The sequence below is a fragment of the Roseateles oligotrophus genome, from assembly GCF_025717515.1.
Lineage (GTDB): Bacteria > Pseudomonadota > Gammaproteobacteria > Burkholderiales > Burkholderiaceae_C > Paucibacter_A > Paucibacter_A oligotrophus.
Genome location: NZ_JAJIRN010000003.1, coordinates 557,674 through 582,067 on the forward strand (window position 1 = coordinate 557,674; position 24,394 = coordinate 582,067).

The window sequence follows — 24,394 nt, forward strand, 5'->3', positions numbered from 1 at the left end:
AGCGCAGATGGCGGTCCCGCTGTAAAGGATTTGTCGCTCGACTCGTCAAGAGTGGTGCGATGGGTTTCTGGACAGAAGGTCGCTGAACCCGGGTGTGTCTGGAGCCGCAAGGCAAAGGGCACGTAATTGTGAGGAGTAGACCTTGAGTCTCAATCGCAACGAGAAAGCAGCCGTCGTTACGGATGTGGCAGCCCAAGCGGCAAAGTCGCAGACCTTGGCGTTGGCCGAATACCGTGGCCTCACCGTTGATCACCTGAACAAGCTGCGCATCGAAGCGCGTGCTAAGGGTGTGTATCTTCACGTGCTGAAGAACACTCTGGCGCGTCGTGCCGTTGCCGGTACTCAGTTCGAGTGCATCGCGGAGAGCATGGTCGGTCCGCTGATCTATGGCTTTTCTGAAGACGCTGTCGCTGCCGCGAAGGTCATCGCTGACTTCGCTAAAACCAACGACAAACTGGTCATTAAAGGCGGCGCCTACGGTGGCAAGGCTCTGGATGTCAACGCCGTCAAGGCATTGGCTTCAGTCCCAAGCAAGGAAGTTTTGCTGGCCCAACTGTTGGGTCTGATGCAGTCGCCTGTGTCGCGTTTCGCACGCGTACTGGCTGCCGTGTCGGAGCAACGTGGTGCCGGCGCAGCTCCTGCTGCCGCCGAAGCTACGGAAGTTGCAGCAGAAGCTGCACCTGCCGCCTGAACGATCTGCTGATAAAGCAACCATTAACTGAATCTAGGAGCCACAAATGGCATTCGATAAAGACGCATTCATCTCCGCCCTGGACGCAATGACCGTTCTGGAACTCAATGACCTGGTCAAGGCCATTGAAGAAAAGTTTGGCGTGTCCGCTGCCGCTATGGCCGGCCCAGCTGCAGGTGGCGGTGCCGCTGCTGCTGTTGCTGAAGAGCAGACCGAGTTCAACGTGATCCTGACCGATTGCGGCGCACAGAAGGTTTCCGTGATTAAGGCTGTTCGCGAAATCACTGGCCTGGGTCTGAAGGAAGCTAAAGACCTGGTCGACGGCGCTCCTAAGGCTGTCAAGGAAGGCGTGTCCAAGGCTGACGCTGAAGCTGCCAAGAAGAAGCTTGAAGACGCCGGCGCTAAGGTCGACGTCAAGTAATTGGCATAAGTTGAAGTCGCCGCCTGGCGGCTTCAATCATGTCAAAAGGCCTCATTGCTTGGGTCTGCCCAGAGAGATGTTCCACCTGACGAGGGCTGGGAATAGATCAATTGGCAGTCACTTGCAGGGCTTAAAAGGGGTGGCCTGACGGCCTCCCCTTTTAACGTTTGAGGGTTATTACGGTTGAGATTAGTTGAAAGACTCGTGCGGTGTATGATGCGCGGTTCTTTCAAGTGTTCTCTGATCCGACTGCAGAGAACCGGTTTGGTCGGGCTTTGGTGCAATGCCGAAGTTGTCCGCCAGCGGTTGGTAGTGGCCAATCACCAAGCGTCGAGCCGTCCGTTCGGGATGGAGTTCGAGAAGCCAGTCGCCGACGAAGCCCGTCCCACGGCCAGGGGTGGGCTCTCGACACGGAGTGTTTATGGCGCAAGCAACCCCCTATAGCTTTACCGAGCGCAAGCGAATTCGCAAGAGCTTCGGCAAGCGTGAGAGCGTTCTCAACGTTCCTTATTTGCTCACCATGCAGAAAGAGGCTTATGTAGCCTTCCTGCAAAAGGATGTGCCCCCTGCCAAACGCAAGCCCGAGGGCCTGCAGGCAGCTTTCCTTTCCGCGTTCCCGATTGTTTCGCACAACGGTTTCGTGGAGATGAAATTCCTCGAATTCAACATCGCCAAACCGCCGTTCGACACTCGCGAGTGCCAGCAGCGTGGTTTGACCTATGCGGCCGCCGTTCGTGCGCGTCTGCAGATGATCATCTATGACCGTGAGTCGCCCCAGGCGAAGACCGTCAAGGAGATCAAGGAGCAAGAGGTCTATATGGGCGAAGTTCCGCTCATGACCGATTACGGCTCCTTCATCGTCAATGGCACCGAGCGTGTCATCGTCTCCCAGTTGCATCGCTCACCCGGCGTGTTCTTCGAGCACGACAAGGGCAAGACACATTCCAGCGGCAAGCTGCTGTTCTCGGCGCGAATCATTCCTTACCGCGGTTCGTGGTTGGACTTTGAATTCGACGCCAAGGACATCTTGTTCTTCCGCGTTGACCGTCGCCGCAAGATGCCCGTCACGATTCTGCTGAAGGCCATTGGCCTGAACCCCGAGCAGATCCTGGCGCATTTCTTTGTCTTCGACAATTTCCGTCTGATGGACGCCGGTGCACAAATGGAGTTTGTAGCCGACCGTCTGAAGGGCGAGGTTGCGCGATTCGACATCACCGACAAGAGCGGCACCGTCATTGTCGAAAAGGACAAGCGCATCACGGCACGTCATACGCGCCAGATGGAGCAGTCCGGTACTCAACATGTGACCGTGCCTGAGGACTTCTTGGTCGGTCGTTTGTTGGCCAAGAATATGGTCGATGGCGACACCGGCGAAATCATCGCCAAGGCCAACGATGAGTTGACTGACGCCTTGCTGAAGAAGCTGCGTCAGGCCGGCATCAAGGACGTTCAGTGCTTGTTCACGAACGAGCTGGACGAAGGCGCTTACATCAGCCAGACCCTGGCTGCCGACGAAACCGCTGATCAGCTGGCTGCGCGAGTTGCGATCTATCGCATGATGCGCCCAGGCGAGCCGCCAACGGAAGACGCGGTCGAAGCGCTGTTCAACCGCTTGTTCTACAACCCGGACACCTACGATCTGTCGCGCGTGGGCCGGATGAAGTTCAACGCCCGTGCGGGCCGCGATACGCCAGAAGGCGCGATGACCCTGTCGAATGAGGACGTCCTCGACGTCGTCAAGATCTTGGTCGAGCTGCGCAATGGCCGTGGCGAAGTCGATGACATCGACCACTTGGGCAATCGTCGCGTGCGTTGCGTCGGCGAATTGGCCGAGAACCAGTACCGTTCGGGTCTGGCGCGGATCGAGAAGGCTGTCAAGGAACGTCTGGGCCAAGCCGAGACCGAAGCCTTGATGCCGCATGATCTGATCAACTCCAAGCCGATCTCGGCCGCGTTGAAAGAGTTCTTCGGTGCGTCGCAGTTGTCGCAGTTCATGGATCAGACCAACCCGCTGTCGGAAATCACGCACAAGCGTCGTGTTTCCGCCCTGGGCCCTGGTGGTTTGACGCGTGAGCGAGCCGGCTTTGAAGTCCGTGACGTGCACCCGACTCACTACGGTCGTGTCTGCCCCATTGAAACGCCTGAAGGCCCGAACATTGGTCTGATCAACTCCTTGGCTCTGTACGCGCAGCTGAACGAGTATGGTTTCCTGGAGACCCCTTATCGTCGCGTTGTCGACGGCAAGGTGACGACCCAGATCGACTATCTGTCTGCCATCGAAGAAGGCAAGTACGTGATCGCTCAGGCGAACGCGACCTTGAGCAGCGAAGGCTCGCTGACGGATGAGTTGGTGTCGGCGCGTGAAAACGGCGAGTCGGTGTTGACCAGCCCAGAGCGCATCCAGTACATGGACGTTGCGCCTACGCAGATCGTGTCGGTCGCGGCCTCGCTGGTGCCATTCCTTGAGCACGATGATGCAAACCGCGCCTTGATGGGTGCGAATATGCAGCGTCAGGCCGTGCCTATCTTGCGCCCCGAAAAGGCCATGGTCGGTACCGGTGTCGAGCGCGTCGCAGCCAAGGACTCGGGCACGGTTGTGGCGGCGCGCCGCGGCGGTATCGTCGACTATGTCGATACCAACCGTATCGTGATTCGTGTCAATGACAACGAAACTGTGGCCGGTGAAGTCGGCGTCGACATTTACAACCTGATTAAGTATCAGCGTTCCAACCAGAACACCAATATCCATCAGCGCCCGATCGTGCGCCGTGGTGACAAGGTGGCCTCTGAGGACATCATTGCTGACGGTGCTTCCACCGACATCGGTGAGTTGGCGCTGGGCCAGAACATGCTGGTCGCCTTCATGCCATGGAACGGCTACAACTTCGAGGATTCGATCCTGATCTCGGAGCGTGTGATCGCTGAAGACCGTTACACCTCGATTCACATCGAAGAGTTGGTGGTCAATGCGCGTGACACCAAGCTGGGCAGCGAAGAAATCACCCGCGACATTCCGAACTTGTCCGAGCAGCAGCTTGGTCGCTTGGATGAGTCCGGCATCGTCTACGTTGGTGCCGAAGTCAACGCTGGCGACGTGCTAGTCGGCAAGGTCACGCCCAAGGGCGAAACCACGCTGACGCCTGAAGAGAAGTTGCTGCGCGCGATCTTCGGCGAGAAGGCTTCCGACGTGAAGGACACGTCCCTGCGTGTCGATCAAGGCACCTCGGGCACCGTCATCGACGTGCAGGTCTTCACCCGTGAAGGCATCCAGCGCGACAAGCGTGCACAGCAGATCATCGACGATGAGCTGAAGCGCTTCCGCCTGGATCTGAACGACCAGCTGCGTATCGTGGAGGCCGACTCGTTCGACCGTATCGAGAAGCTGCTGACCGGCCGCGTGGCCAACGGCGGCCCGCAGAAGATCGCCAAGGGCACCGTCATCGACAAGGCCTATCTGCAGAGCGTCGAGAAATTCCACTGGTTCGATATTCGTCCCGCCGAGGACGAGGTCGCCAACCAGTTGGAGTCGATCAAGAACTCGCTCGAGCAGACCCGTCACAGCTTCGACCTGGGCTTTGAAGAAAAGCGCAAGAAGTTGACTCAGGGCGACGAGTTGCCGGCCGGCGTGCTGAAGATGGTCAAGGTCTACCTGGCCGTCAAGCGTCGCTTGCAGCCGGGTGACAAGATGGCCGGTCGTCACGGTAACAAGGGTGTGGTGTCCAAGATCGCTCCGATCGAAGACATGCCTTATATGGCCGACGGCACCACCGTGGACATCGTGTTGAACCCGCTGGGCGTGCCTTCGCGGATGAACGTGGGTCAGGTTCTTGAAGTGCACTTGGGCTGGGCCGGCAAGGGTATTGGCCAGCGCATCGGCGACATGTTGCAGCAAGAGGCCCGCGTGGCTGAGCTGCGCAAGTTCTTCGACGAGCTGTACAACCAGTCCGGCAAGAAGGAGCACCTTGACGACCTGAACGACACCGAAATCGTCGAGATGGCGCATAACCTGACCAACGGCGTGCCCTTCGCGACGCCGGTGTTCGACGGTGCCAAGGAAGACGAAATCCGCGCGATGCTGAAGCTGGCTTATCCGGATGACATCGCCGCCAAGAAGGGCTTGACCGCTACGCGCACGCAGGCATTCTTGTCTGATGGCCGTACCGGCGAAGCCTTCGAGCGTCCGACGACCGTGGGCTATATGCATGTGCTGAAGTTGCACCACTTGGTGGACGACAAGATGCATGCCCGTTCGACCGGCCCGTACAGCTTGGTCACTCAGCAGCCGCTGGGTGGTAAGGCTCAGTTCGGTGGTCAGCGTTTCGGTGAGATGGAAGTGTGGGCGCTGGAAGCTTATGGCGCCTCCTACATCTTGCAGGAAATGCTGACGGTCAAGTCCGACGACGTGAACGGCCGGACCAAGGTCTACGAGAGCATCGTCAAGGGCGAGCACACGATTGAAGCCGGCATGCCGGAGTCCTTCAATGTGCTGGTCAAGGAAATCCGGTCGCTCGGTATCGATATTGAGTTGGAACGCAACTGAAGCCATTGCGGGACAGGCCGCCCTCGCGTACCCGCGAGTAGCCCTGTCCCCAAAGACTAGACGTTCGTTTTCAACCACAAATTAGGAGAAAGCCATGAAAGGCTTACTGGACCTGTTCAAGCAGTTCACCCCGGATGAACACTTCGACGCCATCAAGATCGGGCTCGCATCGCCCGAGAAGATTCGTTCGTGGTCATTTGGTGAGGTGAAGAAGCCTGAGACCATCAACTACCGCACCTTCAAGCCCGAGCGCGACGGCTTGTTCTGCGCCAAGATCTTCGGTCCTATCAAGGACTACGAATGCCTGTGCGGCAAGTACAAGCGCCTGAAGCATCGCGGCGTGATCTGCGAGAAATGCGGCGTTGAAGTCACCCAGACCAAGGTTCGCCGCGACCGCATGGGTCACATCGACCTGGCCGCACCTTGCGCCCATATCTGGTTCCTGAAGTCGCTGCCATCGCGCTTGGGCCTGGTGCTGGACATGACGCTGCGCGACATCGAGCGTGTGTTGTACTTTGAAGCCTATGTGGTCGTTGACCCGGGCATGACTCCGTTGAAGAAATTCACGATCATGACCGAGGATGACTACGACGCGAAGGTGGTCGAGTTCGGTGACGAATTCGTCGCGCTGATGGGCGCCGAAGGAGTCAAGAAGTTGCTGGAAGACATGGATCTCGACGTAGAGATCGATCGCCTGCGCAACGACATGACCGGCTCCGAGCTGAAGGTCAAGAAGAACTCCAAGCGCCTCAAGGTGATGGAAGCCTTCAAGCGTTCGGGCATCAAGCCAAACTGGATGGTGCTGGAAGTGCTGCCCGTGTTGCCACCGGACCTGCGTCCGCTTGTGCCATTGGACGGCGGCCGCTTTGCGACCTCCGACCTGAACGACTTGTATCGCCGCGTCATCAACCGCAACAACCGCCTGGCGCGTCTGTTGGAGTTGAAGGCGCCTGAGATCATTGTGCGCAACGAAAAGCGCATGTTGCAGGAAGCGGTTGACTCGCTGCTGGACAACGGTCGTCGCGGCAAGGCCATGACCGGCGCCAACAAGCGCGCGTTGAAGTCGCTGGCCGACATGATCAAGGGCAAGGGCGGTCGTTTCCGTCAGAACTTGCTGGGTAAGCGCGTCGACTACTCGGGCCGTTCGGTCATTGTGGTGGGTCCAACGCTGAAGCTGCACCAGTGCGGCTTGCCCAAGTTGATGGCGCTTGAGTTGTTCAAGCCTTTCATCTTCTCCCGTCTCGAAGCCATGGGCATCGCGACCACGATCAAGGCCGCCAAGAAGGAAGTCGAATCCGGCTCACCGGTCGTTTGGGACATCTTGGAAGAAGTCATCAAGGAGCACCCGGTGCTCCTGAACCGTGCGCCTACGCTGCACCGTTTGGGCATTCAGGCCTTTGAGCCGGTGTTGATCGAAGGCAAGGCGATCCAGCTGCATCCGCTGGTTTGCGCCGCCTTTAACGCCGACTTCGACGGTGACCAGATGGCTGTTCACGTGCCGCTGTCGATCGAAGCGCAGATGGAAGCCCGCACGCTGATGCTGGCCTCCAACAACGTGCTGTTCCCGGCTTCGGGCGAGCCGTCGATCGTGCCTTCGCAAGACGTGGTGCTGGGCTTGTATTACGCGACCCGCGAGCGCATCAACGGCAAGGGCGAAGGCATGGTCTTCTCGGACATCTCCGAGTTGATCCGCGCGCTGGAAAATGGCGCGGTGGAAATCACTGCCCGTATCAATGTGCGCATGGTGCAGTACACCAAGGGCGCCGTGGTCGAGGGCCAGGAGATCGAATGGATCCCTGAGACCAAGCTGGTGAGCACGACCGTTGGCCGCGCTTTGTTGAGCGAAATCTTGCCCAAGGGCTTGCCTTTCGCCAACATCGACAAGGCGCTGAAGAAGAAAGAAATCTCCAAGCTGATCAATATGTCATTCCGCAAATGCGGTCTGAAGGAAACGGTCGTCTTGGCAGACAAGCTGCTGCAAGCCGGTTTCAAGCTGGCCACGCGCGCAGGTATTTCGATCGCTGTTGACGACATGTTGGTGCCGCCCGAGAAGCCCGTGCTGATCGAGCGTGCCGAGAAGGAAGTCAAGGAGATCGAGCAGCAATACATCTCCGGTCTGGTGACTTCTGGTGAGCGCTACAACAAGGTGGTGGACATCTGGGGCAAGACCGGCGACGAAGTCGGCAAGGTCATGATGAGCCAGCTGTCCAAGCAGAAGACGACCGACCGTCATGGCAATCAAGTGGATCAGGAGTCCTTCAACTCCATCTACATGATGGCTGACTCGGGTGCTCGAGGCTCTGCCGCGCAGATTCGCCAGCTCTCCGGTATGCGGGGTCTGATGGCCAAGCCTGACGGCTCTATCATTGAGACGCCCATTACCGCGAACTTCCGCGAAGGTCTGAACGTTCTGCAGTACTTCATTTCCACCCACGGTGCTCGTAAGGGTCTGGCGGATACGGCCTTGAAGACAGCTAACTCGGGCTACCTGACGCGCCGTCTGGTGGACGTGACGCAAGACCTGGTGGTGATCGAAGAAGATTGCGGTACCGAAAACGGTATGGCGATGCGCGCTCTGGTTGAGGGCGGTGAAGTGATCGAGTCCTTGCGTGACCGTGTGCTCGGCCGCGTTACGGCAATCGACGTGCTGCATCCCGAGACTCAGGCGGTTGTCTTGCCAGCGCTCAGCATGCTGGACGAAGACACGCTGGACATGCTGGAAACGCATGGCGTTGACGAAATCAAGGTCCGCACGCCGCTGACCTGCGCGACCCGTTTCGGTCTGTGCGCCCATTGCTATGGTCGCGACTTGGGTCGTGGCGGCATGGTCAATATCGGCGAAGCTGTTGGTGTGATCGCGGCGCAGTCGATCGGTGAGCCGGGTACTCAGCTGACCATGCGGACCTTCCACATCGGTGGTGCGGCCTCGCGTGCGGCGGTTGCTTCCAGCGTTGATGCCAAGTCCGAAGGTCTGATCGGCTTCAATGCGACGATGCGCTATGTGACCAACGGCAAGGGCGATCTGGTGGTGATTTCGCGTTCCGGCGAAATCATCATTGCCGATCCGCATGGCCGTGAGCGCGAGCGCCACAAGGTGCCTTACGGCGCCGTGTTGAGCATCCGTGCCGATCAAGCCATCAAGGCCGGCACTATTCTTGCCAACTGGGATCCACTGACCCGTCCGATCATTACCGAGTTCGCCGGCCAGGCGAAGTTCGAGAATGTGGAAGAGGGCGTCACGGTGGCCAAGCAGGTCGACGAGGTGACCGGTTTGTCCACGCTGGTGGTGATCGATGCCAAGCGTCGTGGTGCCACCAAGGTGGTCCGTCCACAGGTCAAGCTGCTCGACGCCAATGGCAACGAAGTCAAGATCCCTGGCACCGATCACTCGGTGACGATTGGCTTCCCCGTCGGTGCGCTGATTCAGGTGCGCGACGGTCAAGAATTGGCTCCGGGCGAAGTGCTGGCTCGTATCCCCATGGAAGGTCAGAAGACGCGAGACATTACCGGCGGCTTGCCGCGGGTTGCCGAGCTGTTCGAAGCCCGTTCACCTAAGGATGTGGGTATCTTGGCCGAGATGACCGGGACGGTCTCGTTTGGTAAGGAAACCAAGGGCAAGAATCGCCTTGAGATTACCGATCCGGATGGCAAGAAGCACGAAGAACTCGTGCCCAAGGAAAAGAACATCTTGGTGCACGAAGGCCAGGTGGTCAACCGCGGCGAATTGATTGTGGACGGATCGGCCGACCCACAAGACATTCTGCGTTTGCTGGGTATTGAAGAGCTGGCTCGCTACATCGTCGATGAAGTCCAGGACGTGTATCGCTTGCAGGGCGTGAAGATCAACGACAAGCACATCGAGGTGATCGTTCGCCAGATGCTGCGTCGCGTGCAAATTACCAACTCGGGCGACTCGAAGTACATCATCAATGAGCAGGTTGAACGCTCGGAGCTGCTGGATACCAACGACCGTTTGCGCAAGGAAGGCAAGGTCATTGCCACCCACGTTGATGTGTTGATGGGTATCACCAAGGCTTCCTTGTCGACCGATTCCTTCATCTCGGCGGCTTCCTTCCAGGAAACCACCCGCGTGCTGACCGAGGCTGCCATCATGGGCAAGCGCGATGAGCTGCGCGGCTTGAAGGAAAACGTGATCGTTGGACGCCTGATCCCGGCGGGTACCGGCATGGCCTTCCACCGCGCGCGGATTGCCAAGGAGAAGATGGATGACACCGAGCGCCGCGCCATTGCCCAGCAAGAGGCCGAGGAATTGGCTTCAGCTCAGATGGCTCATGTTGATGCAGACATCGAAGGCAGCGCTGAATAAACACTGAGCTTTTGTGTTCGCCAACTAAAAGGCCGCCCGATGGGCGGCCTTTTTCTATTCTGATCGAGGCAATGGCGGGGCAGGGGAGGCCTGCTGCTTAACCCAGGCTTCCGGCGTCAGGATGGCAAGCCCCGCCCGCCGAGCTCGCTTCGCCAAGGCCAAAACTGCCCGATCCTTCGAAATCAAGTATTGGGCCCGTTCGGACAGGGCCAAGTCGATGAACATCTGATCATCTTTGTCTCTGCAGACCAGTCGAATCGCGGGTAGGGGGGCGTGGTCGATTACGCGGCACCAGCGCGCAAACGCCTCATCGATCAATGCAAGATCGGGTCCGTAACTTGAAGCAATACCTCGGCCCAGCACATGCAGCAACTCCGCTTTCATGGCAGTGAGTCCAATCCAGCTTAGGGCTCCGGCTTGCACAGATTCAATCAGGGGCATTACGCTTTTGTTTTTGAAGACCAACCAGTCCATGATCACCTGGGTGTCAATGACGACCGCCGGCATGGCAGCATCCGGAGCATGCTGGGGTGTGTTACTGCTTGAATGCATGAGTTCTATTCAAAGTGGCCTTGGCAGCCAAAAGGGAGTCTTGGGGGCGCTGAGGTCCGGTTCACATGCGGCGAATGCGGTACTTGTATCTTAAGACTGTTCTGGACTACAATCACAGGCTCTTCGGCGGGCCCTGCTGCGCATTTCGCGCGGCCGAAGCATCCTCAAGTGCTCCGCATGGCGCGGCGCACTAATAAGATAAATCAGCGGATTCCTTTGGGATTGTTGGTTTTTCAGGGGCTACACAGGGCTTGCACTCATCCTGAGTGCCTTTAAGCCGAAGCGTGTGACTTCAAACGGGAACAAGTTACTTATGCCAACAATCAATCAACTCGTGCGCCACGGTCGAGAGACCGAGGTCACGAAATCCAAGTCGCCAGCGATGCAGGGTTGCCCCCAGCGTCGTGGCGTGTGCACTCGTGTGTACACCACGACTCCTAAGAAGCCTAACTCGGCTTTGCGTAAAGTCGCCAAGGTGCGTCTGACTAACGGTTTCGAGGTTATCTCGTACATCGGCGGTGAAGGCCACAACTTGCAAGAGCACAGCGTTGTGCTGGTGCGCGGCGGTCGGGTCAAGGACTTGCCAGGTGTGCGTTACCACATCGTGCGCGGATCACTCGACTTGCAGGGCGTGAAAGACCGCAAGCAGTCGCGTTCCAAGTACGGCGCGAAGCGTCCAAAGAACAAGTAATACAAGCCCTATCGGCCCGGCATTTTGCTGGCGCTCGATTTTTTCGACTCATGTCGCTCTCAAGAGTGGCAATAGATCGAGTAAGTGGATGCCCCAGAAGTCGGTGGCCATCCAACGGTGCAGGGCATATGCCCGTACCAACTGAAGCAAGAGGAAGAATCCCATGCCACGTCGTCGCGAAGTACCCAAGCGGGAAATCCTGCCCGATCCAAAATTCGGTAATGTTGACCTGTCCAAATTCATGAACGTGATCATGGAATCGGGCAAGAAGGCCGTTGCAGAGCGCATCATTTATGGCGCTTTGGAGCAGATCGAAAAGAAGGCCGGCAAAGATCCGCTGGAAGTGTTCATGGTCGCCCTGAACAACGTCAAGCCAATGGTTGAAGTGAAGTCACGCCGTGTCGGCGGTGCAAACTACCAAGTTCCCGTGGAAGTTCGCCCCGTCCGCCGGATGGCTTTGGCCATGCGTTGGTTGAAGGAGTCGGCCCGCAAGCGCGGTGAGAAGTCGATGTTCCAGCGTTTGGCTAACGAGTTGCTCGAGGCCGCTGAAGGCCGCGGCGGCGCCATGAAAAAGCGTGACGAAGTTCACCGCATGGCAGAAGCCAACAAGGCGTTCTCGCACTTCCGCTTCTAAACTACCAAGTTCCGGCCGCCTCGGGTTAATACTAACCCGCTGGCGGCTCCTGCCTTTTTGGAGTGACATCATGGCACGCAAGACCCCTATCGAGCGCTACCGCAATATCGGTATCTCGGCGCACATCGACGCCGGCAAGACAACGACGACAGAGCGGATCCTTTACTACACCGGTGTGAACCACAAGATCGGTGAAGTCCATGATGGCGCTGCCACCATGGACTGGATGGAGCAAGAGCAAGAGCGTGGCATCACGATTACGTCGGCTGCCACGACTTGTTTCTGGAAGGGCATGGACGCATCGCGCGCCGAGCACCGCATCAACATTATTGACACCCCTGGGCACGTTGACTTTACGATTGAAGTTGAGCGTTCAATGCGCGTGCTTGACGGCGCCTGCATGGTCTATTGTGCGGTCGGTGGCGTGCAGCCGCAGTCCGAGACCGTTTGGCGGCAGGCTAACAAATACAAGGTCCCGCGCCTTGCCTTTGTCAACAAGATGGACCGTACTGGCGCCAACTTCTACAAGGTCTACGACCAGATGAAGGCGCGTTTGAAGGCTAATCCAGTACCCGTGGTGCTGCCGATTGGTGCTGAAGACAACTTCCAGGGCGTCATCGACTTGACCGTGATGAAGGCCATCTACTGGGACGAAGCGTCTCAGGGCATGAAGTTCGACTACCGTGAAATTCCTGCTGAACTGCTGGAAGAAGCTCAAAAGTGGCGCGACAACCTGGTTGAAGCCGCCGCCGAGTCGAACGAAGACATGATGAACAAGTACCTGGAAACCGGTGAACTCAGCGATGCTGAAGTCATGCAAGGTATCCGTACGCGCACCTTGGCTGCCGAAATTCAGCCAATGTTCTGCGGCACCGCGTTCAAGAACAAGGGCGTGCAGCGCATGCTGGACGGTGTGATTGACTTCATGCCTTCGCCACTCGACGTGCCGCCTGTTCCGGGTACTGATGAAGACGACAAGCCGGCGACTCGTGAGGCCTCGGATTCCGCCAAGTTCTCGGCATTGGCATTCAAGTTGATGACCGACCCGTACGTCGGCCAATTGACCTTCGTTCGTGTGTACTCGGGCGTCTTGAAGTCGGGTGACTCGGTCTACAACCCGATCCGCAGCAAGAAAGAGCGTATCGGTCGTATCTTGCAGATGCACGCCAACCAGCGTGAGGAAATCTCGGAAATTCTGGCCGGCGACATCGCAGCATGCGTGGGCTTGAAGGACGTGACCACTGGCGAAACACTGTGCGATCCGGACTCGATCATCACCTTGGAAAAGATGGTGTTCCCTGAGCCGGTGATTTCGCAAGCCGTTGAGCCTAAGACCAAGGCTGACCAGGAAAAGATGGGTATCGCGCTCGGCCGTTTGGCCAAGGAAGATCCTTCGTTCCGCCTGCGTACCGATGAAGAGTCGGGTCAGACCATCATTTCCGGGATGGGTGAGTTGCACCTGGAAATTATTGTCGACCGCATGAAGCGCGAATTTGGCGTTGAGGCCAACGTCGGCAAGCCGCAAGTGGCCTATCGCGAAACCATCCGCAAGTCGGTTTCCGATGTGGATGGCAAGTTCGTTCGCCAGTCGGGTGGTAAGGGTCAGTACGGCCACGTGGTTCTGACCGTCGAGCCGCAAGAGCCAGGCAAGGGCTTTGAGTTTGTCGACGCGATCAAGGGCGGTGTGGTTCCACGTGAATTCATCCCTGCGGTTGAGAAGGGTGTGCTTGAGTCGCTGCCTAACGGCGTTTTGGCCGGCTTTCCGGTTGTGGATGTGAAGGTTACATTGACCTTCGGCTCCTACCACGAAGTTGACTCGAACGAAAACGCGTTCAAGATGGCTGCTTCCCTTGGTTTCAAGGAAGGCTGCCGCCGCGCTTCGCCGGTGATTCTGGAGCCAATGATGGCTGTGGAAGTCGAGACTCCCGAAGACTATGCCGGTAACGTGATGGGCGATCTGTCCAGCCGCCGCGGTATGGTTCAAGGTATGGATGATATGGTCGGTGGCGGCAAGGTCATCAAGGCCGAAGTTCCATTGTCGGAAATGTTCGGCTACTCGACCACGCTGCGTTCCGCGACCCAGGGTCGCGCTACGTACACGATGGAGTTCAAGCATTACAGCGAAGCTCCTAAGAACGTGGCCGAGGCGATCATCACCGCTCGCGGCAAGTAAAAAACATTCGGTGGGCCTGCCTCTTGGGTGGGCCTGCTTTTTGTGAATTGAATCCGTCTTCGCAGACGCCTCCCCGGTTGCCAATCGCCGGGGAATCAGGGTGCTACGGAAACGCTAAACCAGTAGATTGGCAAGATGCTCTTTTCGGAGAATACAAATGGCAAAAAGCAAATTTGAACGTACCAAGCCACACGTCAATGTGGGCACGATCGGTCACGTTGACCATGGCAAGACCACGCTGACGGCGGCTATCGCAACCGTGCTGGCAGCTAAATTCGGCGGCGAGGCGAAGGCCTATGACCAGATCGATGCGGCACCGGAAGAGAAGGCCCGTGGTATCACGATCAACACGGCTCACGTTGAGTATGAGACGGCTGGCCGTCACTACGCACACGTGGACTGCCCAGGCCACGCCGACTATGTGAAGAACATGATCACCGGCGCGGCTCAGATGGACGGCGCGATTCTGGTTTGCTCGGCCGCTGACGGTCCGATGCCACAGACTCGCGAGCACATCTTGCTGGCTCGTCAGGTTGGTGTGAAGTACATCATCGTCTTCCTGAACAAGTGCGACATGGTGGACGACGCCGAGTTGCTGGAGCTGGTCGAAATGGAAGTGCGCGAGCTCTTGTCCAAGTATGACTTCCCTGGCGATGACACACCGATCATCAAAGGTTCGGCCAAGCTGGCGCTGGAAGGCGACAAGGGTCCATTGGGCGAGCAGGCGATTTTCGCGCTGGCCGATGCACTGGACAGCTACATCCCTCAGCCTGAGCGTGCCATGGACGGCGCCTTCTTGCTGCCGGTTGAAGACGTGTTCTCGATCTCGGGTCGCGGCACCGTGGTGACCGGCCGTATCGAGCGCGGTATCGTCAAGGTCGGCGAAGAAATTGAAATCGTTGGTATCCGTGATGTCCAAAAGACAACCGTGACCGGCGTGGAAATGTTCCGCAAGCTGCTGGACCAAGGTCAAGCCGGTGACAACGTCGGCATCTTGCTGCGCGGCACCAAGCGTGAAGACGTCGAGCGCGGCCAAGTGCTGAGCAAGCCAGGTTCGATCAAGCCACACACCCACTTCACGGCTGAGGTGTATGTCTTGTCTAAGGAAGAGGGCGGCCGCCACACGCCGTTCTTCAACAACTATCGTCCACAGTTCTACTTCCGTACGACTGACGTGACCGGTGCTGTTGAATTGCCGAAGGACAAGGAAATGGTTATGCCTGGCGACAACGTCGGCATGACGATCAAGCTGATCGCTCCGATCGCGATGGAAACAGGTCTGCGCTTCGCGATTCGCGAAGGTGGCCGTACCGTTGGTTCGGGCGTGGTTGCTACGATCATCGCTTAAGACTTTTGCGTGACCAGCCCCGCTTGCAGTTTCTTGCTGCCGGCAGGGCTTCACCAACTTCGCGGCTCCTCGCCGCTCGCTCTTTGAAGGAATCGTCATGCAAAAGCAAAAGATCCGCATCCGCCTGAAGGCGTTTGACTACAAGTTGATCGATCAATCGGCAGCTGAAATCGTTGAAACCGCCAAGCGCACCGGCGCGATCGTCAAGGGTCCAGTGCCTTTGCCGACACGCATGCAGCGCTTCGACATCCTGCGTTCGCCGCACGTCAACAAGACATCGCGCGACCAATTCGAGATCCGTACGCACCAGCGTCTGATGGACATCGTTGATCCTACCGACAAGACAGTTGATGCTTTGATGAAGCTTGACCTGCCTGCCGGCGTCGACGTCGAGATCAAGTTGCAGTAAAAACATCCATCCACTTCGGTGGATTGATGGCCGGGGCAGCCGTTAAGGCGGCCCTTTTTTGTTGGCGAGATAGGTGGCACTTGCGCTAGTCGCAACTTTCACGCTATACTCGCCAGCTTTTCCGCGTAGGAATTTCCTGCGCGGAATTTGGCGCAGCACAGGCTTAGCCCGCAAGGGTTAAGCCACTCAAGTGTTGCACTGGTCAGCCCGGCCAATCGATGTCGGGTGTATGTAAATGGCTTCCAGGGTAAACCTGAGGGGCTGGAGAAAAACATGAGTCTAAGCAATCGTCTCGGATTGCTGGGCCGCAAGGTGGGCATGATGCGCATCTTCACAGACGACGGCGACGCCGTTCCTGTGACGGTGCTGGATGTGTCCAACAACCGCGTGACCCAGATCAAGACCGTAGAGACCGACGGCTACACCGCCATTCAGGTGGCGTTCGGTACGCGCAAAGCATCGCGCGTCACCAAGCCGGAAGCCGGACACCTCGCCAAGGCAGGTGTTGAGGCTGGTGAAGTCATGAGCGAATTCCGCGTTACTGCTGATGTTGCAGCTGAATACAAGGCTGGCGTGCAAGTGCCGATCTCCTTGTTTGCAATTGGTCAGTTGGTTGACGTTCAAGGAACTTCGATCGGTAAAGGCTTCGCCGGTACCATCAAGCGTCACAACTTCCACTCGCAGCGTGCTTCGCACGGTAACAGTCGGTCGCACAATGTTCCTGGCTCCATTTCGATGGCTCAGGATCCTGGCCGGGTTTTCCCAGGCAAGAAGATGTGCGGTCACATGGGTGATGAGTCCGTGACAACACAAAACCTCGACATCGTGCGCATTGACGAAGCTCGTCAACTGCTGCTGGTCCGTGGTGCTGTGCCGGGCTCCAAGAACGGCCACGTTGTCGTTCGCCCTGCCGTCAAGGTCAAGCTCAAGAAGGGAGCCATCTGATGCAGCTCGAGCTCCTGAATGAACAAGGTCAGGCCACCGCCAAGGTGGACGCTCCTGACACGCTGTTTGCTCGCGACTACAACGAAGCCCTGGTTCACCAGGTGGTCGTGGCCTTCCAGGCCAACGCCCGCCAAGGTACCCGCGCCCAGAAGGATCGCGAACAAGTTAAGCACTCGACGAAGAAGCCTTTCCGTCAAAAGGGAACTGGCCGCGCTCGTGCTGGTATGACTTCCTCGCCTTTGTGGCGCGGAGGCGGTCGGATTTTCCCGAACATGCCCGACGAGAACTTCACACACAAGCTCAACAAGAAGATGTATCGCGCCGGTATGGCTGCGATCCTCTCGCAGTTGGCTCGTGAAGGTCGCCTGGCTGTGGTGGATTCGATCACTCTCGAAGCCCCGAAGACCAAGCTGTTGGCCGCTAAGTTCAAGGCCATGGGCCTCGAATCTGTGATGGTCATTGCTGACCAAGTGGACGATAACTTGCTGTTGGCCTCGCGCAACCTGGCCAATGTGCTGGTTTGCGAGCCACGCTACGCCGATCCGCTGTCACTGGTTTTCTACAAGAAGGTCCTGGTGACTAAGGCTGCAATGGAACAACTGACGGAGATGCTGGCATGAGCGCCGTAAAGTATTCTGAAGGCCGTTTGGCCCAGGTGTTGCTCGCTCCCATCGTGTCCGAAAAGGCCACGGCGGTTGCTGAAAAGCACAATCAAGTCTTGTTCAAGGTGATGCGTGACGCCACCAAGCCAGAAATCAAGGCCGCTGTTGAACTGATGTTCAAGGTCGAGGTTGAGGCGGTGAACGTGGTGAACGTGAAGGGCAAGGTCAAGAAATTTGGCCGCTCGATCGGTCGCCGTGACCACATCAAGAAGGCTTATGTTTCGCTGAAGGCGGGCCAAGAGCTCAACTTCACCGGGGAGGCTGCGTAATGGCTGTCGTTAAAGTCAAACCTACTTCACCTGGCCGCCGTGCCGTCGTGAAGGTGGTGCACAAGCATCTGCACAAGGGCGCGCCCGAAGCATCGTTGCTTGAGCCACAAAAGCAAAATTCCGGCCGTAATAACAACGGTCACATCACGGTTCGCCATCGGGGCGGTGGTCACAAGCAGCACTATCGGCTGGTTGACTTCAAGCGCAACAAGGACGGTATTCCGGCCAAGGTTGAGCGCATTGAATACGACCCAAACCGCACGGCTCACATCGCTTTGGTGTGCTATGCCGACGGCTTGCGCAGCTACATCATTGCACCGCGTGGCTTGGAAGTGGGTTCTACCGTTTTGAGCGGAGCCGAGGCTCCCATCAAGGCCGGTAACACATTGCCAATCCGCAACATCCCGGTGGGTTCGACCATTCACTGCGTCGAGATGCAACCTGGCAAGGGTGCGCAAATTGCGCGTTCCGCTGGCGTGTCTGTGGTGCTGATGGCGCGCGAAGGCGTTTACGCTCAGCTGCGCTTGCGCTCCGGTGAGGTCCGCAAGATCCATATCGACTGCCGCGCAACCATTGGCGAAGTCAGCAACGAAGAACACCAACTGCGCCAGTACGGCAAGGCCGGTGCGATCCGTTGGAAGGGTATTCGCCCAACCGTTCGCGGTACAGCGATGAACCCGGTGGATCACCCGCACGGTGGTGGTGAAGGTCGTACCGGTGAAGGCCAGGCGCCTGTGTCGCCGTGGAATACCCTCACGAAGGGCTTCCGCACTCGTAGCAACAAGCGCACGCAGACGTTCATCGTTTCGCGTCGCAAGAAGTAAAGGGTAGGCCATGACTCGTTCACTGAAGAAGGGCCCGTTCATTGATCACCACCTCTTGGCTAAGGTCGAGAAAGCGGTTGCCATCAAGGACAAAAAGCCTATCAAGACTTGGTCGCGTCGCTCGACGATCTTGCCCGAATTCATCGGGTTGACGATCGCTGTGCACAACGGCAAGCAACACGTGCCGGTTTATGTTTCTGACCAAATGGTCGGCCACAAACTGGGCGAATTCGCGCTGACCCGCACCTTCAAAGGCCATCCGGCCGACAAGAAGGCCGGGAAGAAATAAGGACTGAGACGATGGAAACCCGTGCAATCGTTCGCGGAGTCCGCTTGTCTGCCTATAAGGGCAGGCTCGTGGCGGACCTCATCCGCGGCAAGAAGGTGGACCAGGCTCTCAACATCCTGGAATTCACCCAGAAAAAGGCCGCTGGCATCATCAAGAAGGCGCTCGAATCTGCGATCGCCAACGCCGAGCATAACGACGGCGCCGATATTGATGAGCTTAAAGTCACCACGATCTATGTGGAGCAAGGTGCTACGCTGAAGCGTTTTTCTGCCCGGGCCAAAGGCCGTGGCAACCGCATCAGCAAGCCTACTTGCCACATCTTCGTGTCGGTCGGCAACTGAAGGCTGAAGGAAGACTATGGGACAGAAAATACATCCGACCGGTTTTCGCCTGCCTGTCACTCGTAACTGGGCGTCGCGCTGGTATGCGTCGAACAAGAACTTCGCCACCATGTTGGCCGAAGATCTGCAAGTTCGCGAATACCTGAAGGCGAAGCTGAAGAATGCTGCGGTTTCGCGCATTCTGATTGAGCGTCCAGCCAAGAATGCACGCATCACTATTTACTCGGCTCGTCCGGGTGTGGTGATCGGCAAAAAGGGCGAGGACATCGAACACCTGAAGGCCGAGCTGACCAAGCGTCTGGGCGTGCCAGTGGCAGTGAACATCGAAGAAGTGCGCAAGCCTGAAATCGATGCTCAACTGATCGCTGACTCGATCACCCAGCAGCTGGAAAAGCGCATCATGTTCCGCCGCGCCATGAAGCGTGCGATGCAGAATGCGATGCGTCTTGGCGCCCAGGGCATCAAGATCATGTCTTCGGGCCGTTTGAACGGTATCGAAATCGCTCGTTGCGAGTGGTATCGCGAAGGCCGCGTGCCTCTTCATACGCTGAAGGCTGACATTGACTACGGCTTCTCGGAAGCCAGCACCACTTACGGCATTATTGGCGTGAAGGTCTGGGTTTACCGTGGTGACCGTTTGGCCAATGGCGATGCGCCGGTGATCAAGAGCGAGGCGGGTGACGATGATCGTCGCCCACGTCGCAATGCTCGCCCAGGCGCTCCAGCCGGCCGTGGCCGTCCTGGTGACAGCCGTGGCGGTCCACGTTCGAGTGGCGCTCCTGGTGAGGGCGGCGACAAGCCGGCCGCAGCAGGTGACGCAGCCCAGCCCGCTGCCAAGCGCGTGGTCCGCAAGGTCGCGCCCGTGGGTGGCGAGGCCAAAGGAGAATAACAATGCTGCAACCAGCTCGTCGCAAATACCGCAAGGAGCAAAAGGGTCGTAACACTGGTGTTGCAACCCGCGGCGCCGCCGTGTCTTTCGGTGACTTCGGCCTGAAGGCTACCGAACGCGGCCGTCTGACGGCTCGTCAAATTGAAGCTGCACGTCGTGCAATCTCGCGCCATATCAAGCGCGGTGGTCGCATCTTCATCCGCATCTTCCCAGACAAGCCGATCTCCCAGAAGCCTGCTGAAGTCCGGATGGGTAACGGCAAGGGCAATCCAGAGTACTACGTCGCTGAGATTCAGCCAGGCAAGGTGCTCTACGAGATCAACGGTGTGCCAGAAGCCTTGGCTCGCGAAGCGTTCACGTTGGCTGCTGCAAAGCTGCCACTGCGTTGCACCTTCGTGACTCGCCAGGTCGGCACCTGAAGCGGAGAACACCATGAATGCATCTGAACTGCGTAGCAAAGATGTCGCGGCCTTGGAAAAGGAAGTGACCGATCTGCTGAAGGCCCATTTCGGTCTGCGCATGCAAAAAGCGACGCAACAGTTGACCAACCACACTGTGTTGGGCAACACGCGCCGTGACATTGCTCGCGTCAAGACTGTTTTGGCCGAGAAGAAGAAGGGAGCCGCGAAATGACGCAAGCTCAAGAGAAGAACACACGTACCCTGGTGGGTCGTGTGGTCAGCGACAAGCGTTCCAAGACAGTAACCGTGCTCGTTGAGCGCCGTGCCAAGCACGAGCTCTACGGCAAGATCGTCGCGCTGTCCCGCAAGTACCACGCTCATGATGAAAATGGCGAGTACAAAATGGGCGATGTCGTTGAAATCGCTGAAGGCAGGCCAATTTCGAAGACCAAGAGCTGGGTTGTGACTCGCTTGGTCGAGAAGGCTCAAATCGTTTGATTTGGACTAGCGGCATAGACGCAAAACGGCCTCAGGCCTGATTGCGCAGAACGGTCGGAGTGCTGGGGAACTGGCGCCCGGCCGTTTTTTCGTGGGGTCTATGTAAATGCGTTGCTTTTTTGGAGAACTCTCATGCTGAAAATTGGTGATCAAATCCCGCCGGGCACACTTCAAGAGTTTGTCGACGTTGAGGGCGGCGTTTGTTCCGTTGGCCCAAATGCGATCGACGTGTCTGCCGCGACGGCTGGAAAGACTATTGCTTTGTTTGCCCTGCCTGGCGCCTTTACGCCGACATGTTCTGCACAGCATGTGCCTGGTTATATCGCTCAAGCCGAAGCGCTTAAAGCGGCTGGTGTTGATGAAATCTGGTGCGTGTCGGTCAATGACGTCTTTGTCATGGGCGCCTGGGGTCGCGACCTGGCCGCGTCAGGCAAAGTGCGCATGATGGCCGATGGAAGCGCAGACTTCACCAAGGCAACGGGCTTAACGCTTGATCTGACGGCTCGCGGCATGGGCTTGCGCTCGCAACGTTATTCGATGTTGCTAGTGAATGGCCAGGTCAAGACACTCAATGTCGAGGCTGCTGGCAAGTTTGAGGTTAGCGATGCCACCACGATGTTGGCGCAAGCTACCGCGCGCTGAGTCGCCGAGAGCAGCCATCAATGGCCGTAAAAATCCTTTTTTACGGCAGCTTCAAAGTTATTTCACCCCGAGGCTTGACGCCTGCCTAGCTTTTGGTGCACAATCTAAAGCTTCGCCGAACGCAAGGCGCATTTTATGATGCGTTAAGGCCTCGGATCCGCCCTCTACTGCTGGGTGCAAGGTCATCACGGGTGTGATGGGTTTTCACTTGGTCAACGGGCCCAAGACTGACCGATGAACTCCCTGGCCTAGGCTTGGTGGTGATTTGGGAAAAGTTGGGGATAGACATGATTCAAATGCAATCGCGACTCGACGTCGCGGACAACACTGGCGCTAAATCCGTCATGTGCATCAAAGTGCTTGGTGGATCCAGGCGCCGGTATGCAGGGATTGGTGACATTATCAAGGTCAGCATCAAAGAAGCTGCGCCTCGTTCCCGAGTGAAAAAGGGCGAGGTTTACAGTGCAGTGGTCGTTCGTACCGCCAAGGGTGTTCGTCGTCAGGACGGCTCGTTGGTCAAGTTCGACGGCAATGCTGCTGTGCTGCTGAACGCCAAGCTGGAGCCAATCGGCACCCGCATCTTCGGCCCCGTGACGCGTGAATTGCGTACCGAGCGGTTTATGAAGATCGTGTCGCTGGCGCCTGAAGTGCTCTGAGCGCGGCCACAGTAAAAGGTATTGCCATGAACAAGATTCGCAAAGGCGACGAGGTCATTGTTTTGACCGGTCGCGACAAGGGCAAACGCGGCGCAGTAGCGCAGCGTATTGACGCTGATCACATCGTTGTTGACGGTGTGAATATGGTCAAGAAGCACGTCAAGCCAAACCCAATGAAGGGTACTACTGGCGGCGTGGTCGATAAGACGATGCCTATCCATCAATCCAACGTGGCGATTTTCAACGCTGCATCCGGTAAAGCCGATCGTGTGGGCATTAAGTTGCTCGCCGATGGCAAGAAGGTGCGCGTCTTTAAGTCGACCGGCGAAGAGATCAAGGCCTAAGGGGTTCAACATGGCTCGTTTGCAAGAGTTTTATCGCGAAAAAGTTGTGCCCGGCCTGACTGAGAAGTTTGGTTACACGTCGGTCATGCAGGTGCCGCGCATCACCAAGATCACACTCAATATGGGTGTGAGCGAGGCCGTCGCTGACAAGAAGGTTATGGATCACGCTGTCAGTGACCTGACAAAAATTGCTGGTCAAAAGCCGGTTGTTACCAAGTCGAAAAAGGCGATCGCGGGTTTCAAGATCCGTGACTCAGTGCCTATCGGTTGCATGGTGACGCTGCGTGGCGTTCAGATGTATGAGTTCTTGGACCGTTTTGTAACGATCGCCTTGCCGCGTGTGCGTGACTTCCGGGGTATCTCCGGTCGCTCGTTCGACGGCCGCGGTAACTACAACATCGGCGTCAAAGAACAAATCATCTTCCCCGAGATCGATTACGACAAGGTGGATGCGCTGCGTGGGCTGAACATCAGCATCACCACCTCTGCCAAGACGGACGATGAGTGCAAGGCCTTGTTGGCAGCATTCAAGTTTCCGTTCAAGAACTGAGGTGACTTGTGGCTAAAACTTCTCTCATCCAACGTGAACTGAAGCGCGATGCGCTGGTTGCCAAATTCGCGACAAAGTACGCGAATCTGAAGGCCATCATCAACGACGCTAAGAAGTCTGACGAAGAGCGTTACTTGGCGCGCTTGGAGCTGCAAAAGCTCCCTCGCAACGCCTATCCAACTCGTCAGCGTAATCGCTGCGCGTTGACTGGTCGTCCCCGCGGTACGTTCCGCAAGTTCGGCTTGGGCCGTAACAAAATTCGTGAGCTGGCCTTCAAAGGCGACATCCCTGGTGTCGTCAAGGCCAGCTGGTAATCGGCACGATTAGGAGATATCGCAAATGAGCATGAGTGATCCTATCGCCGACATGTTGACCCGCATTCGAAACGCCCAGAGCGTCGAGAAGGTCAACGTCGTGATGCCTTCCTCAAAATTGAAAGTGGCGATCGCCAAAGTCCTCAAGGACGAAGGTTATATCGACAGTTTCGCTGTACGTGGCGAAGCCGCCCGTCCAGAGTTGGAGATCGCGCTGAAGTACTACGCCGGTAAGCCGGTGATCGAGCGCATCGAGCGCGTGAGCCGTCCCGGCCTGCGCATCTACAAGGGCCGTCACGATATTCCACAGGTCATGAATGGCCTGGGTGTGGCGATCGTCACTACGCCGCAAGGTGTGATGACCGACCGTAAAGCACGTCAAGCCGGTATCGGCGGCGAAGTGCTTTGCTACGTCGCCTAAGCGCAAGGAGAGACAAACAATGTCCCGCGTAGGAAAAATGCCGGTCGCCATCCCTCAGGGTGTGGACGTAACCGTTACAGCTGACAAGATCAGCGTTAAGGGCAGTCTGGGCACACTCGTGCGTCCAATGAATGCGCTTGTCAAAATCACGAGCGAAGGCGGCAAACTGTCTTTCGCTCCATCCGACGATTCGACTGCAGCTGGCGCTATGAGCGGCACCGTGCGCGCGCTGGTGGCCAATATGGTCAACGGCGTGAGCAAGGGTTTCGAGCGCAAGCTGAGTCTGGTCGGCGTGGGTTTCCGGGCGCAAGCCACGGGTCAAAAGCTCAACCTGCAAATCGGCTTCTCTCACCCCGTGGTGAAAGACATGCCTGAAGGCATCAAGGTTGAGTGCCCAACCCAGACGGAAATTCTGATCAAGGGTGTGGATCGCCAAGTGGTGGGTCAGTTGGCCGCTGAAGTGCGCGCCTTCCGTCCGCCAGAGCCCTATAAGGGCAAGGGCATCCGCTATACCGGCGAAAAGGTCTCCATCAAAGAGACCAAGAAGAAGTAAGGAGCAGCGC

At 57.4% G+C, this 24,394-nt stretch carries 27 protein-coding genes; 26 read left to right on the forward strand and 1 reads right to left on the reverse strand.

The features are described from left to right. The first annotated feature begins 142 nt into the window (after positions 1-142). The 4 genes from rplJ (at position 143) to rpoC (ending at position 9,979) form a co-directional block, all read left to right on the forward strand. Entirely contained in the window at positions 143-691 is a 549-nt protein-coding gene (gene rplJ / locus LNV07_RS08675; RefSeq protein ID WP_263570777.1) for a 50S ribosomal protein L10, read from the forward strand. Positions 692-737: 46 nt separating this feature from the next. Then, positions 738-1,112 (forward strand): 50S ribosomal protein L7/L12, encoded by a 375-nt coding sequence (gene rplL / locus LNV07_RS08680; protein WP_263570778.1) that lies wholly within the window; start codon positions 738-740, stop codon positions 1,110-1,112. Positions 1,113-1,533: 421 nt separating this feature from the next. Beyond that, positions 1,534-5,652 (forward strand): DNA-directed RNA polymerase subunit beta, encoded by a 4,119-nt coding sequence (gene rpoB, locus LNV07_RS08685; RefSeq protein WP_263570779.1) that lies wholly within the window; start codon positions 1,534-1,536, stop codon positions 5,650-5,652. Positions 5,653-5,746: 94 nt separating this feature from the next. Beyond that, positions 5,747-9,979: a DNA-directed RNA polymerase subunit beta' gene (rpoC, locus tag LNV07_RS08690; RefSeq protein ID WP_263570780.1), complete on the forward strand. Its 4,233-nt coding sequence runs from the start codon at positions 5,747-5,749 to the stop codon at positions 9,977-9,979. Between the two features lie 54 nt (positions 9,980-10,033). Here rpoC and LNV07_RS08695 read toward each other — a convergent pair whose 3' ends face one another. Then, positions 10,034-10,486, reverse strand: coding sequence for a PIN domain-containing protein (locus LNV07_RS08695; RefSeq protein ID WP_263570781.1), 453 nt, complete (start codon positions 10,484-10,486; stop codon positions 10,034-10,036). 358 nt (positions 10,487-10,844) lie between these two features. Here LNV07_RS08695 and rpsL point away from each other — a divergent pair, with 358 nt between their 5' ends. The 22 genes from rpsL (at position 10,845) to rplF (ending at position 24,384) form a co-directional block, all read left to right on the forward strand. Continuing rightward, positions 10,845-11,222 (forward strand): 30S ribosomal protein S12, encoded by a 378-nt coding sequence (gene rpsL, locus LNV07_RS08700; protein WP_058721899.1) that lies wholly within the window; start codon positions 10,845-10,847, stop codon positions 11,220-11,222. A 163-nt stretch (positions 11,223-11,385) separates the two neighbouring features. Then, on the forward strand, positions 11,386-11,856 hold the full coding sequence (gene rpsG, locus LNV07_RS08705; RefSeq protein WP_263535996.1) for a 30S ribosomal protein S7: 471 nt from the start codon (positions 11,386-11,388) through the stop codon (positions 11,854-11,856). 70 nt (positions 11,857-11,926) lie between these two features. Then, entirely contained in the window at positions 11,927-14,029 is a 2,103-nt protein-coding gene (fusA, locus tag LNV07_RS08710) for an elongation factor G (protein ID WP_263570782.1), read from the forward strand. A 157-nt stretch (positions 14,030-14,186) separates the two neighbouring features. Further along, positions 14,187-15,377 (forward strand): elongation factor Tu, encoded by a 1,191-nt coding sequence (gene tuf / locus LNV07_RS08715; RefSeq protein ID WP_263570773.1) that lies wholly within the window; start codon positions 14,187-14,189, stop codon positions 15,375-15,377. Between the two features lie 97 nt (positions 15,378-15,474). Next, a complete protein-coding gene (gene rpsJ / locus LNV07_RS08720; protein ID WP_058721902.1) occupies positions 15,475-15,786 on the forward strand; it encodes a 30S ribosomal protein S10 in 312 nt (103 codons plus the stop codon). Positions 15,787-16,059: 273 nt separating this feature from the next. Next, positions 16,060-16,731 carry a 50S ribosomal protein L3 gene (rplC, locus tag LNV07_RS08725; RefSeq protein WP_263558996.1) on the forward strand — a complete coding sequence of 224 codons (672 nt, stop codon included), beginning with the start codon at positions 16,060-16,062 and terminating at the stop codon, positions 16,729-16,731. Beyond that, on the forward strand, positions 16,731-17,351 hold the full coding sequence (rplD, locus tag LNV07_RS08730) for a 50S ribosomal protein L4 (RefSeq protein ID WP_263535992.1): 621 nt from the start codon (positions 16,731-16,733) through the stop codon (positions 17,349-17,351). Before rplC ends, rplD begins: the two co-directional genes overlap by 1 nt. After that, entirely contained in the window at positions 17,348-17,662 is a 315-nt protein-coding gene (rplW, locus tag LNV07_RS08735; protein ID WP_263558994.1) for a 50S ribosomal protein L23, read from the forward strand. The genes rplD and rplW overlap by 4 nt, the downstream gene beginning before the upstream one ends. Further along, positions 17,662-18,486, forward strand: coding sequence for a 50S ribosomal protein L2 (rplB, locus tag LNV07_RS08740; protein WP_263535990.1), 825 nt, complete (start codon positions 17,662-17,664; stop codon positions 18,484-18,486). Before rplW ends, rplB begins: the two co-directional genes overlap by 1 nt. Positions 18,487-18,496: 10 nt before the next feature. Then, complete coding sequence (gene rpsS / locus LNV07_RS08745; protein ID WP_263535989.1) at positions 18,497-18,775, forward strand: 30S ribosomal protein S19; 279 nt, start codon at positions 18,497-18,499, stop codon at positions 18,773-18,775. A gap of 11 nt (positions 18,776-18,786) precedes the next feature. Next, the gene (gene rplV, locus LNV07_RS08750) at positions 18,787-19,116 is read left to right on the forward strand and encodes a 50S ribosomal protein L22 (protein ID WP_263535988.1); all 330 of its coding nucleotides are present in this window, start codon (positions 18,787-18,789) and stop codon (positions 19,114-19,116) included. A gap of 16 nt (positions 19,117-19,132) precedes the next feature. Then, the gene (rpsC, locus tag LNV07_RS08755; RefSeq protein ID WP_263570783.1) at positions 19,133-20,005 is read left to right on the forward strand and encodes a 30S ribosomal protein S3; all 873 of its coding nucleotides are present in this window, start codon (positions 19,133-19,135) and stop codon (positions 20,003-20,005) included. Between the two features lie 2 nt (positions 20,006-20,007). Continuing rightward, complete coding sequence (gene rplP, locus LNV07_RS08760) at positions 20,008-20,424, forward strand: 50S ribosomal protein L16 (protein WP_263535986.1); 417 nt, start codon at positions 20,008-20,010, stop codon at positions 20,422-20,424. A 13-nt stretch (positions 20,425-20,437) separates the two neighbouring features. After that, a complete protein-coding gene (rpmC, locus tag LNV07_RS08765) occupies positions 20,438-20,638 on the forward strand; it encodes a 50S ribosomal protein L29 (RefSeq protein WP_263535985.1) in 201 nt (66 codons plus the stop codon). Continuing rightward, positions 20,635-20,904 carry a 30S ribosomal protein S17 gene (rpsQ, locus tag LNV07_RS08770; RefSeq protein WP_263535984.1) on the forward strand — a complete coding sequence of 90 codons (270 nt, stop codon included), beginning with the start codon at positions 20,635-20,637 and terminating at the stop codon, positions 20,902-20,904. Before rpmC ends, rpsQ begins: the two co-directional genes overlap by 4 nt. A 132-nt stretch (positions 20,905-21,036) precedes the next feature. After that, the gene (locus LNV07_RS08775) at positions 21,037-21,546 is read left to right on the forward strand and encodes a peroxiredoxin (RefSeq protein ID WP_263570784.1); all 510 of its coding nucleotides are present in this window, start codon (positions 21,037-21,039) and stop codon (positions 21,544-21,546) included. Positions 21,547-21,833: 287 nt separating this feature from the next. After that, the gene (rplN, locus tag LNV07_RS08780) at positions 21,834-22,202 is read left to right on the forward strand and encodes a 50S ribosomal protein L14 (RefSeq protein ID WP_263535982.1); all 369 of its coding nucleotides are present in this window, start codon (positions 21,834-21,836) and stop codon (positions 22,200-22,202) included. Positions 22,203-22,228: 26 nt separating this feature from the next. After that, positions 22,229-22,546 carry a 50S ribosomal protein L24 gene (gene rplX, locus LNV07_RS08785; RefSeq protein WP_263570785.1) on the forward strand — a complete coding sequence of 106 codons (318 nt, stop codon included), beginning with the start codon at positions 22,229-22,231 and terminating at the stop codon, positions 22,544-22,546. A gap of 10 nt (positions 22,547-22,556) precedes the next feature. After that, positions 22,557-23,096: a 50S ribosomal protein L5 gene (gene rplE / locus LNV07_RS08790; protein WP_263558990.1), complete on the forward strand. Its 540-nt coding sequence runs from the start codon at positions 22,557-22,559 to the stop codon at positions 23,094-23,096. Positions 23,097-23,104: 8 nt separating this feature from the next. Beyond that, the gene (gene rpsN, locus LNV07_RS08795) at positions 23,105-23,410 is read left to right on the forward strand and encodes a 30S ribosomal protein S14 (RefSeq protein WP_263535979.1); all 306 of its coding nucleotides are present in this window, start codon (positions 23,105-23,107) and stop codon (positions 23,408-23,410) included. 25 nt (positions 23,411-23,435) lie between these two features. Beyond that, the gene (rpsH, locus tag LNV07_RS08800) at positions 23,436-23,831 is read left to right on the forward strand and encodes a 30S ribosomal protein S8 (RefSeq protein WP_263570786.1); all 396 of its coding nucleotides are present in this window, start codon (positions 23,436-23,438) and stop codon (positions 23,829-23,831) included. Between the two features lie 19 nt (positions 23,832-23,850). Beyond that, positions 23,851-24,384 (forward strand): 50S ribosomal protein L6, encoded by a 534-nt coding sequence (rplF, locus tag LNV07_RS08805; RefSeq protein ID WP_263570787.1) that lies wholly within the window; start codon positions 23,851-23,853, stop codon positions 24,382-24,384. The last annotated feature ends 10 nt before the right edge of the window (positions 24,385-24,394 follow it).